This is a genomic window from Kordia sp. (assembly GCF_022447245.1).
Classification (GTDB): domain Bacteria; phylum Bacteroidota; class Bacteroidia; order Flavobacteriales; family Flavobacteriaceae; genus Kordia.
The window spans coordinates 72,318-83,504 of the sequence record NZ_JAKVBC010000022.1 but is presented as its reverse complement, the minus strand read 5'-3'; the positions used below and the strand labels follow the sequence as shown (position 1 = coordinate 83,504).

Annotated in this window: 16 protein-coding genes; 4 read left to right on the top strand and 12 right to left on the bottom strand. The window is 32.9% G+C overall.

The features are described from left to right. The first annotated feature begins 567 nt into the window (after positions 1 to 567). Positions 568 to 777: a hypothetical protein gene (locus MK119_RS15435; protein ID WP_290680405.1), complete on the top strand. Its 210-nt coding sequence runs from the start codon at positions 568 to 570 to the stop codon at positions 775 to 777. 113 nt (positions 778 to 890) lie between these two features. Here the strand turns inward: MK119_RS15435 and MK119_RS15430 are convergent, their stop codons facing one another. Further along, positions 891 to 1,103 (bottom strand): hypothetical protein, encoded by a 213-nt coding sequence (locus tag MK119_RS15430; protein WP_290680403.1) that lies wholly within the window; start codon positions 1,101 to 1,103, stop codon positions 891 to 893. Between the two features lie 327 nt (positions 1,104 to 1,430). On the opposite strand from MK119_RS15430, the gene MK119_RS15425 reads away from it, so the two are divergent. Together MK119_RS15425 and MK119_RS15420 are read left to right on the top strand one after the other, a co-directional pair. After that, positions 1,431 to 2,006 (top strand): alpha/beta hydrolase, encoded by a 576-nt coding sequence (locus MK119_RS15425; protein WP_290680401.1) that lies wholly within the window; start codon positions 1,431 to 1,433, stop codon positions 2,004 to 2,006. Between the two features lie 203 nt (positions 2,007 to 2,209). Further along, positions 2,210 to 2,332, top strand: a complete 123-nt coding sequence (locus tag MK119_RS15420; protein ID WP_290680399.1) for a hypothetical protein — start codon at positions 2,210 to 2,212, stop codon at positions 2,330 to 2,332. Positions 2,333 to 2,391: 59 nt separating this feature from the next. On the opposite strand, the gene MK119_RS15415 is transcribed toward MK119_RS15420, so the two are convergent. Next, positions 2,392 to 4,023, bottom strand: a complete 1,632-nt coding sequence (locus MK119_RS15415; RefSeq protein ID WP_290680397.1) for an amidase family protein — start codon at positions 4,021 to 4,023, stop codon at positions 2,392 to 2,394. Between the two features lie 132 nt (positions 4,024 to 4,155). Between MK119_RS15415 and MK119_RS15410 the strand changes: the two genes are divergently transcribed. Beyond that, entirely contained in the window at positions 4,156 to 5,496 is a 1,341-nt protein-coding gene (locus MK119_RS15410) for a fibronectin type III domain-containing protein (RefSeq protein WP_290680395.1), read from the top strand. Positions 5,497 to 5,601: 105 nt separating this feature from the next. Here the strand turns inward: MK119_RS15410 and MK119_RS24345 are convergent, their stop codons facing one another. From MK119_RS24345 to MK119_RS15365, 10 genes are all read right to left on the bottom strand, one after another. After that, entirely contained in the window at positions 5,602 to 5,697 is a 96-nt protein-coding gene (locus tag MK119_RS24345; RefSeq protein WP_366512826.1) for a DinB family protein, read from the bottom strand. An 11-nt stretch (positions 5,698 to 5,708) separates the two neighbouring features. Next, a complete protein-coding gene (locus MK119_RS15405; RefSeq protein WP_290680393.1) occupies positions 5,709 to 6,068 on the bottom strand; it encodes a hypothetical protein in 360 nt (119 codons plus the stop codon). Positions 6,069 to 6,213: 145 nt separating this feature from the next. Next, positions 6,214 to 7,170, bottom strand: coding sequence for a signal recognition particle-docking protein FtsY (gene ftsY, locus MK119_RS15400; RefSeq protein ID WP_290680392.1), 957 nt, complete (start codon positions 7,168 to 7,170; stop codon positions 6,214 to 6,216). A 228-nt stretch (positions 7,171 to 7,398) separates the two neighbouring features. After that, complete coding sequence (locus MK119_RS15395) at positions 7,399 to 7,548, bottom strand: DUF4295 domain-containing protein (RefSeq protein WP_290680390.1); 150 nt, start codon at positions 7,546 to 7,548, stop codon at positions 7,399 to 7,401. A 6-nt stretch (positions 7,549 to 7,554) separates the two neighbouring features. After that, positions 7,555 to 7,737 carry a 50S ribosomal protein L33 gene (gene rpmG / locus MK119_RS15390; RefSeq protein ID WP_007094744.1) on the bottom strand — a complete coding sequence of 61 codons (183 nt, stop codon included), beginning with the start codon at positions 7,735 to 7,737 and terminating at the stop codon, positions 7,555 to 7,557. A 27-nt stretch (positions 7,738 to 7,764) separates the two neighbouring features. Beyond that, positions 7,765 to 8,001 (bottom strand): 50S ribosomal protein L28, encoded by a 237-nt coding sequence (gene rpmB / locus MK119_RS15385; RefSeq protein ID WP_046745877.1) that lies wholly within the window; start codon positions 7,999 to 8,001, stop codon positions 7,765 to 7,767. A gap of 70 nt (positions 8,002 to 8,071) precedes the next feature. Further along, entirely contained in the window at positions 8,072 to 9,328 is a 1,257-nt protein-coding gene (locus MK119_RS15380; protein ID WP_290680385.1) for a competence/damage-inducible protein A, read from the bottom strand. Positions 9,329 to 9,331: 3 nt separating this feature from the next. Next, a complete protein-coding gene (locus MK119_RS15375; RefSeq protein ID WP_290680383.1) occupies positions 9,332 to 9,673 on the bottom strand; it encodes an Hpt domain-containing protein in 342 nt (113 codons plus the stop codon). A gap of 3 nt (positions 9,674 to 9,676) precedes the next feature. Beyond that, positions 9,677 to 10,288, bottom strand: a complete 612-nt coding sequence (locus MK119_RS15370) for a fumarylacetoacetate hydrolase family protein (RefSeq protein WP_290680381.1) — start codon at positions 10,286 to 10,288, stop codon at positions 9,677 to 9,679. 139 nt (positions 10,289 to 10,427) lie between these two features. Continuing rightward, entirely contained in the window at positions 10,428 to 11,018 is a 591-nt protein-coding gene (locus MK119_RS15365; protein ID WP_290680379.1) for a hypothetical protein, read from the bottom strand. Between the last annotated feature and the right edge of the window lie 169 nt (positions 11,019 to 11,187).

The following is an 11,187-nucleotide window of genomic DNA, read 5'->3' as shown; positions in this document are numbered from 1 at the left end:
GATGTTACATTTGTTTTAAAATATCATCTATAGTACAGTATATCAATATAACTTTGTCTTGGTGCATCTTGCGTGATTTTTTTGGCTTGCTATTTCAAAAAAACCAAAACTTAATTTGCTCCGTTTTTTTTTGGAAACTCGGGTTAATTAACAAATATAAAAAGAAATCGTACTCGGCATACATTACTGAGTTGCGTATCAATTCAGCTTTGGTTCGATTAAAAAAAATGACAATTCATGATGCATCAATACCTTTGTTTTATGTTTTAAGAGAAAAAGAGTTGCTTTACTTCATCAATTTTAAACACAATTATGATGAAAAAAAATCTAAAATCATTACAACTCAACAAAAAATCTATTTCTAGTTTTCTATTTATGGAGGCGAACCTGAAACAACATGGCGCTATTGCGAATTAAAAACGTAATTAGATTGCGAACCAACTATGCCGCCAGAAACATTTGCAAGGATGTGCACTACAACAATTCTAACAACAGCATGTCCATCAGCATATTGCTATTAATAGTATTAAAATCAAAACTTAAGTAGAAAACATAAAAAATGAAGTCATGAAGAAAAAAATTAAACCATTAAGTTTAACAAAAAAGACGATCAGTAATTTGCGAGAAAGCATCAAAGGTGGAGAAGCTGCATCGGGCGGTATGTCTTGCAAAACTTATACACAAGCTCCTCCTCCGCCAATTACAATACCTGCAAATTCATGTAGTGATACTGTGCGTCGTTGGTGCGATTCTCGATTTGGCGGTTGCCATTCTTAGTTTTGTCCGCCAACTAATTTATAATACTAGTTTTTTTAGCACAAAAAAAGCACACTACATTTTGGCTCCGCTCAATGTAGAGTGTGCTTTTTAAATTTTTGGTTTTTATACTTCTATTTATGATAAATGGTTGTCTTGTAATTTCCATCATGATAGAAATGCACTTCTCCTCTGTATCCACAACTTGTTGTAAAATGTATTTTCCAAGTACCGCCTTTGTACAATTCTTTACGTGTAATCTTATACGTTGAACAGAGTTTACTTAATCTTTCTTTTGTTTTTTTAACAGCTACTTTTCCTCCTTTATCAGTTTTATATTGTCGCACATCAGCGGTATGTCCTTGATTTTGCGCACTTACCGATACACTAAAAAAACAACATAACTAAAAGTCCTAAAAAGAATGGTTTTGATTTCATAATGATAATTATTTAAATGGTTAATGCTGAAATAGTTACCAATTTGCATGCCAAAAAAATATTTTCACCTTTTACAATCTTCTAAATATCAACAAGGTACCAGCATTTACATGTACTTAACGAGATATATTTATTTTAAAAAATTAAAATTATATTATTTTCAAACGAATATAAAAAGAAGCTCAGCTTTATTTTGTTACTTCGTATTCAACTTACTACAGATAAAAAATACAGTCTTGAAACAACAACAAAACATACATGTTTTTGGGATTAGCGGATTGGGTGCTGACAAGCGTGTTTTTAATTTTTTAAAATTAAATTATGACTTTACTGCTATTGATTGGATAGAGCCTTTGCCAAAGGAAACTATTGCATCATATGCGCAACGACTGATCAATGAATATCAATTAAATACAGAATCTAATATTGTAATTGTAGGCGTCAGTTTTGGCGGAATGATTGCTTCTGAAATGCACCCACTTTTAAAGCCTCAAAAAACAATTGTCATTTCTTCTGCTACTAAAACCAGCGAACTTCCTAGATTATTTTCACTCGTTAGACGATTGTATCTTTCGCGTTGGATTCCAAATTTCTTACTAAAGCCTAATATTCATATTGCTGCTTTTTTATTTGGAACAAAACGAAAAAAATTACTAAAATCCATCATCAAGGATACAAACATCCAGTTTTTACGATGGGGAATGTATGCTATCACAAATTGGATAAAAGCGAAAAGTGCCTCAGATATTATTACTGTTCATGGAACAAAAGATAAAATAATTCCTAAAAAAGGAGAAAAACATATACTATAAAAAATGGAGGTCATTTTATGATTGTTGATCTTGCTGATGAAGTAAGTACTGTCATAAATGAAGAGATTCTCAAACTTAAGAAGTATTAAAATAATTTTAATACTTTATTGATCCTTCAATTCAATAATCACGGTTTGCATTCCTTTTTTCAACTAGATTTTTTAGGTTGATTTTTGATCATATTAATTTAAAAAAGTTCACAAATGAAAAAACAAATTTCAAATCTAAGTGTGTTAACAAGCAAACAATTAACTAATAACAAAATAAATGCTGTTACAGGTGGAAAGCATAAGAAAAAAGGAACTTCAGTTCCTGAAAATGGATAAGAAGTAAAAAATGGACACTTCATTTTGGCTCTGCTCTATGTGAGCGTCCATTTTTCTAATTAATTATAATTTTTTGGTGCTTTTCGTTTATTAGAAGCTTGCTCGTATGCGTATGCAAACTCTAGTAATTCTTTCTCCATAAATGGTTTCCCAATAAATGTCAGTCCTTTTGGTTCTCCTTTACTCGTATATCCCATTGGCACTGTTAATGCAGGATACTCGGCAACTGCTGCAAAAGCTGCGTGATAATTGTTAATAGATAAAACACCATCCAATTTATGTTTCTCCATTGGATTATTGAAAAAGGTTTTTCCGTTTTCATGCAATACTTTTTTCATGTCTGCAAATTCTTCTTTGGAAGCATTATCACTGACAATTCCGTAGAATAATTTTTGACCGTATGGCATCGCATTTACAGAATCTTTTTTATTGAAATCAATCACATCCTGTACCGATTTGAATGGAAGTGCTTTGCTCCCATAATTAGCAAAATATGCCGGCAAATCTTTTTTCATATCCAAATTCAATAAATTAATGAATTTTGGCAACCCAACTTCTTCTTCTTCAATCTCAACGATAGTAACGCCTTGTTTTTTAAGTAGGTCAACCGCAGCTACATATAAAGTATCTTCTAATAAACTCTTGTAGACTCCAAAGCGTTTTCCTTGCAAAGAAACGTTGCCATTTTTAATATTGGTATAGAAATGATTCCCAAAATATTTCAATACTACACTTTTTGCATCCGATTTATCATGACCGTACAACGCTGCTAATAAAATTGCATTATCTATTACATTTTTTGTCAAGGGCCCTGGTGTATCTAACGTACTTGAAATTGGTACAATTCCAGAACGACTCAATAAACCAATTGTAGGCTTTAACCCTACCAAAGAGTTTTGACTTGATGGTGAAAGTATAGATCCTGCAGTCTCTGTTCCTACGGCAGCTACTGCAAAATTTGCTGCAATTGAAACACCACTTCCTGAACTTGATCCGCCTGTATCAAATATTTTTCTTCCGTAAGGATTTAAGGTTTGTCCACCAATAGCACTGTAACCACTTGGGCAATCACCACAGAAAAAGTATGCCCATTCACTTAAGTTAGCTTTCCCTAAAATAATGGCTCCTTCTTGTTTTAATCTTTTGGTGATAAAAGCATCACCTGTTTTATTATTTTTTAGCGCAATTGCTCCTGCCGTTGTTGGCATGTCTTCAGTGTTAATATTGTCTTTCAATAAAATAGGCATTCCAAAAATGAGTGGTTTCAACCTTTTATTGAAAAACTCTTGATCACATTTTTTGGCTTCTGCAATTGCGTTGGGATTCAGGCTAATTACGGAATTTAAAGACAAATCATTATCACGATCGTATTTTTTAATTCTGTATAAATAGAATTTCACCAACTTCTCGTATGTAAACACACCTTGCACACGACTTTTGTGCAATTCTAAAATATTTTTTTCAAGAATATATGGTTTTAATCGTTCGTATTCTGCATCAGTAAAATCTTCCATTTGTTTTGAAATAGTTTTCCAAACATCCTGATTTTCTATATTTTTAGAATCTAAGATCTTAAATTCTCTAAATTCTTTTTCACTGATATCTGAAATATCACTTTCATTTTGCACATTTTTTTGTGTATGACAAGCAATGGATGAAAATAGCGTCAGCAATAATATAATTTTCTTCATTTTGATGCGTTATTTAAGGATATAAAGATACAATCTAAAAGTTTAACTATTTGGAATTCTTGTTTTTTTAGCTTCTTAATGTCAAACTCTTTATTGTTTTTATATATTTGTCGTACACGAAAAAAAAATTTTATGAGAAAAGTAGTTTTACTTCTACTAATTGGATTTGTCTTCTCATGCTCAGATGACGTACAAATTCCAGAGATAATACAACCTTGCCAAACTGTTGCGGCTTCTTTTGCATCAGATATAACCGATAATTCAGCCAGACTTAATTGGTGTGGTAGCGTCAACGAAGCTGGAGAATGTTTACCAGTAACTGGTGTTACATGGACTGCTTCTTGGGGAACTCTGGGATTTGATCCAGACGCAGGAACTATTATTGACACACCAACAACAAGCATTAATATTACAGGATTATCACCACAAACTTCTTACGAGTTTTATGTGAAGTCTGATTGTGACCTAACAAACAATGAGTGGTTTGGACCAGTTGAGTTTCGTACTTCGTGTCCTGCACCAACGAGTTTAGGTGTAGCTAATGTTACACAAACAGGAGCTACGTTAACTTGGATGCCTGGTGGAAACGAAATTGCTTGGGAAATTAAGTATGGTTTAGTAGGATTCAATTTAGAAGAAGCTGATTTGTTTGCTACAGGAAATAGCACACAACACATTGTTAATGATTTACAACCTAATAGCGAATATGAATTTTATGTAAGAGCAAATTGTAATGCGGTTACAGATGGAGATCAAATAGGAAGTTCTAGTGCATTTTCTGGACCGTTCCGATTTGCAACATGTTTACCTCCGATTAACTTAGCGTATGACACTACCACACAAAATTCAGTTACTGTAGATTGGGATTCTAACGCACAAACAACTTGGGAAGTAAGTTATGGTGAAGCCGCCGGATTTATTCCTGATAACGGAACTATCACTACCGTAAACAATTCTAACTTTACAGCAAACGGATTGTGTCCAAACACTACATACACTTTTGCCGTACGAACTGTATGTAGTTCACCAACTCAAAGTCAATGGTTTAATTTTGGAAATGTAACAACTCCACAACTTGGATATACAGGAATGTATACATATCAAGAGATTGGAAATACAGATGAACCTATTTTTGGTGATCCTGCAACGGTTGAAATTGTAAATGTTTCTGATACAGAAAGAAGCATTACTGTTAAGTATTTAGCAAACCTAGATATGACAGGAACACAACCCACTATGACATTTAATTTCACATTGAATTGTGATGGTACGGTAACCGTAACTAACGATCAAGATACCAACTTTAATTGTGGTGGCGCTAATGTATTGCTAGGGCAAGGAACTGCAACACCAACTGCATATAATATGGTAGATGATACTACAATTGATATTCGATTTGTAGAAGACACAGGAAGCGCCATGTGTACAAACGTTCCATTAACAGAAGTAGTTATTCGTTTGACAAAACTATAAGAAAGAAGAAAAAGATACATACTAAAAAAGTTGCATATATTGAATATGCAGCTTTTTTTATGTCGTAAGTTTACATTTTGTGTTAGGTAATTTTTTGCAGTTTATTCAGAAAAAAAACAAGTCTGTGAAGGGCGCTTTTGTGAATCCCAATTGATGTCCCATCGTTACAATTTGTCCTCTGTGATACGTACTATGGTTCATGCAATGTTAAATTAATTGTAGTTGATAAGTTCCTGAAAGCGATTTATTTCAATACTACACAATGCATTCAATTCTCCAACTCCAAGTTTTGAAGCATAATCAACATTTTTTTTCAAATGTTCAAGAAGTCCTTTTATTGCTTGACTTGATATTGCTGTGCTATCACATTTTTTATCAAAAGAAGTCTGAGTTAGCGTCGATAAGTAAAATATTTCTGCATCCCATATATGATTAACTATCAATTCAATCGTTGAAAAACTTGAGGCACAAGTTTCATCTAACTTAGATGCTTCATTGGATAACAACCAATTGGCAATTCGTTTGTTTGCCCAAAGATTATATTGTGTTAGATTTTTAATATCTTCGACCATTTTTCAAGTAATGATTACACTCAAATATACAAAATGACTTAACAATTGAAACATTAACCTACCATAGCATAGTAGGTTTTATCAATCGATAAGTCATTCTGAATTAAGTCGAAATGAAGCATCTATAACATGCCTAATACGACTTCTATTTCTTAAAAAATGAATCTACGAATTCGTATTTATTGAATACTTGTAAATCTTCGATACCTTCTCCAACTCCAATATATTTTACTGGAATTTGGAATTGATCTGAGATACCAATCACAACTCCACCTTTGGCAGTTCCGTCTAGTTTTGTGACAGCTAATGAAGTTACTTCTGTGGCTGCTGTAAACTGTTTTGCTTGCTCAAATGCATTTTGACCTGTAGAACCATCTAACACTAATAAAACATCATGTGGAGCGTCTCCTACAACTTTTTGCATTACTTTTTTAACCTTAGTCAACTCTTTCATTAGATTAATTTTGTTGTGCAAACGTCCAGCAGTATCAATAATGATGACATCTGCATCTTGCGCTACTCCAGATTTTAAAGTGTCAAATGCTACAGAAGCTGGATCACTTCCCATATTTTGTTTTACAATCGGTACGCCTACTCTATCAGCCCAAACTTGTAATTGATCAATTGCAGCAGCTCTAAAGGTATCCGCAGCACCCAAGACAACTTTTAATCCTTGTTTATTGAATTGATGTGCTAACTTACCAATGGTTGTTGTTTTTCCAACACCATTTACACCAACAACCATTAATACATAAGGTTTGGTATTTTTAGGGATTGTATATTCTGTTTCTTCACCTGAATTGGTTTCAGATAGCAATCCTGCTATTTCTTCGCGAAGAATTTTATTAAGTTCGTCAGTTCCTAAGTATTTATCCTTAGCAACTCTTGCTTCTATTCTATCAATAACTTTCAAAGTAGTATTTACGCCAACATCACTGCTAACTAAAACCTCTTCTAAATTATCCAAGACTTCATCATCAACTTTGCTTTTTCCTGCAACTGCTTTGGTTAATTTAGAAAGAAAACTTGATTTCGATTTTTCTAATCCTTTATCGAGTGTTTCTTTTTTTTCTGATGAAAATATTCTTTTAAAAAAACTCATAATCTGTAGTACTATTTTTAATTCTACACACAATCAAAATTGATTGTATAAAATGCAAAACAAGATACTTAAAATTCGTGTATATTTTGCATTGGTTTTTATACCTATTTCCTGTCAATTATCTTGCCCAAGTTACAAACCTGTTAAAGTGTCATATTGTGTTGACGTATAAAAACAAAAAGCTACTCTCTTTCGAAAGTAGCTTTTATGATCGTATAGAATGTATACTTATTTTTTTAACCAATCGTTTACCTTATCTGGAGACATGATTGACTCAACAAATGTATAAGCTCCAGTTTTTGGAGACTTTACCATTTTGATAGCTTTTGTTAATCTTTTTGATCCTGTTTGTAAGGATGCTACTGCTTTCTTTGCCATGACTTATTATTTTATTTCTTTGTGAACAGTCATTCTCTTTAAGATAGGATTAAACTTTTTAATCTCTAATCTGTCTGGAGTGTTTTTCTTATTTTTCGTAGTGATATAACGAGAAGTTCCTGGTTGTCCAGAAGCTTTATGCTCTGTACACTCTAGTATCACTTGAACTCTATTTCCTTTCTTCGCCATTGCTATTGGTATTTATATATGACTGAATTACTTGATAAAACCTTTCGCTCTTGCTTCTTTTAGCACAGCTGAGATTCCTTTTTTATTAATTGTTTTCAATGCTGATGTAGATACTTTTAAAGTAACCCACTTATCTTCTTCAGGAATGTAAAAGCGCTTTTTTGTAAGATTCGCATTAAATTTGCGTTTCGTCTTATTCATTGCGTGGGATACATTGTTCCCTACCATAGCTTTCTTACCTGTTAATTCACAAACTCTTGACATCTGTACTAAACTTTTAAGTTATTCAAAAACGAGGTGCAAATTTACATTTTTTTATTTTCTCAGCAAACATTTACTTACTGTTTTTTAAAATTTCTTCAAGTAACATCTGAAAAGCTTTGGCAACGGCTTTGTTTACTACCTTTTCGCGAGGCTGTCCAAAGTTAAATCCTTGAGAAATAATTCCATTTGGTGTTGCAATTCCAATAAAAACAGTTCCAACCTCAACATCTGAGTTTCCTTTACTCGGCCCTGCGTTTCCTGTAGTTGCCATTGCATAGTCTGCATGATACACCTCTGCTGCTCCTTTTGCCATTGCTTCCACAACTTCCGCACTTACTACAGAATGTTTGTCTATCAATTCTTTTGGAACGCCTAAAATATCTACTTTCGATTGTAACGCATAAGTTACAGCACTTCCTTTAAAAAATGCTGAAACACCTGATTCTGCTGTAATTTGTGCTGCAATACGTCCTCCTGTACAACTTTCGGCCGCGGCCAACGTGTGTCCTTTATCTTTTAATAAATCGCCAATTTGTGTTATAATAGAACTTTCTCCTTCGACACCATTTATAATATCACCAATAATTGGATAAAGTTTTTCGGCATACGAATCGACAGCTTCCGTAATTTCTTTTTTATCATTTCCTTTTCCAGTTAGACGTAAACGAACTTTTCCTACATTGGGTAAATATGCTAGTTTTATAAAATCAGGAAGGTTATTTTCCCAATCTTCAATTTTCATTGCAATACTGCTCTCGCCCATTCCATAGGTAAGAATGGTTTTATGATATATAAAAGGACGTTCAAATTCTTCTTGCAGTTTTGGAATAATATGATTGGTCATTAATCCACGCATTTCATATGGAACTCCAGGCATGGATACAAATACAGTATTGTCTTTTTCCAACCACATACCTGGCGCAGTACCAAATTCATTGTGCAATATTTGTGCTTTTGAAGGCACCAACGCTTGCATACGGTTCATATTTGAAATAGGAGACGTAGTAGCAAACTTTCTAAATAATTCTTCTACATGTGCAAGTACTTCATTATTTTGAATCAATTGATCATCAAAATATTCACATAGTGTATGTTTGGTGATATCGTCTTTTGTAGGTCCTAATCCTCCAGTTATTAGTACGACATCTGCTTTTTGTTTTGCTGCTTCTAAAGCTTCTAGAATATGTACTTTATCATCTTGAATAGACGTTATTTGGTGTACAGAAACTCCAATTTCATTCAATGCTTTTGAGATAAATACAGAATTAGTATCTACAATTTGCCCAATAAGAATTTCGTCTCCAATCGTGATTATTTCTGCAATCATATATTAGCCTAAATTGAATTCCTTCTTAAGTTCTTCGATGTTGTTATTTATTCTAATTTGCACATCATCAAAAGCTGTTACAATATCTTCTATATTTGTTCTTGCCTTTGACCAATTCAATATTTTTAGATTGATATCAAAAGATTCTTGCATCCCTAAAAGTTCTAGGTTTGGTTTTATCTTATGACTTACTTGATATACGCCTTCATAATTGCCTGACTTCACTTCTTGTTCAAAAGTGACAAGGTCTCCGGGAATTTCTTCAATAAAAGCTACTACTACTGCTTCTATAAAGTCTTGGTCGCCATCAGAAATTGCGTTTATTTTTTCTAAATTATAACCCATTTTTTATTTTACTAATATTGAAAACAATTGTTGTCCTTCAAGATATCCCGTCAGGCGTTCGTCAGCATTAACTTTCCCTACTCCTGCTGGCGTTCCTGTAAATATGATATCTCCTATTTTTAAGGTAAAGTATTGAGAAACATAGGCAATTAGTTCATCAATTTTCCAAAGCATTTGTTTGGTATTCCCTTGTTGTACAACTTCATTGTTTTTTTCCAGTTTAAAATTAAGATTGTTGATATCTTCAAATTGATCTTTCGAAATCCATTTCCCTACAACTGCCGAACCATCAAAGGCTTTGGCTTTTTCCCAAGGTAAGCCTTTGGCTTTTAGTTTCGATTGCAGGTCGCGCGCAGTGAAATCAACCCCTACACTAATTTCATTGTAATATTTATGCGCAAATTTCTGATCAATATATTTTCCCAATTTATTAATTTTTACCAAAACTTCCACCTCATGATGAATTTCTTTAGAAAAATCGGGAATAAAGAACGGTTGTTTTTTTAACAGAATAGAAGTATCTGATTTCATGAAAATAACAGGATCTACTGGTTTCTCATTTTCAAGTTCTGCAATGTGCTCTGTGTAATTTCTTCCAATGCAAATAATTTTCATCTGTCTATTATTATATTTATTTATGAAAGTTGTCGATTTTATGATTACAACTTCATATAATTAGTTTTTCAATTCGTCAATTTTAACTTGAATACTGGCACAACTACTTGATTTTGTTTAAAATCAGAACTTAGCATTTTTAGCATTCGTACTTTTTCCATCCGTTAACCGACATGTAATACGAAAAAGATTCATCTACTTTTTCTACAATGCCTTTAAATATTGGAGCATACCGTTTTTGTTTTACATCCATTATTTTAATAGAATCATTTAGTTGCAAATGCACCGTTTCTTCAACCATATTTTCTTCAATAAATAAATGCTCTACAACTACAGAAAAACCTTCTTTAGGCACTTCAACACCTTTGGCTGGCATTTCTATTTTTATTTTTGACTGCTTATAACTGACTTCCCCTATGATAGGATCAAGCATATCATTTTTGGGAAATTTATCTATGGTTGATGGCACAATACGCAATCGAAATTTTGCATCATGTCTTCCTTCTTTAAAGAAAAATATAGAAACTTCTTTTAGATAGTTTTCATTTCCTAAACTTGCATTGAACGGATAATACCTTGCAAACATGGAAGGATATACGCCTCCGCTAAAGTTTCCCAAACCAATACTACGCTTTCCTCGAAAAGAATTGACGCGTACCAATTTTTCTTTTTCTTTATGTGATATATGTACTGCACTCAAAAATTCAAGGGATGGTTTTATGTGAATCATCAATCCTTTTTCTTGTATGAGTACTATTTTTTTATCTTCAAAACCTACACAAGTAATCTTTAAAATTTTCCCAACCCAATCTTCAGGTACTGTAAATTCAAAATTTCCCTGAATATCTGTTGTTGTTCCACACTTTTCAGATGGAATGATTAAATGTGCACACGCAATC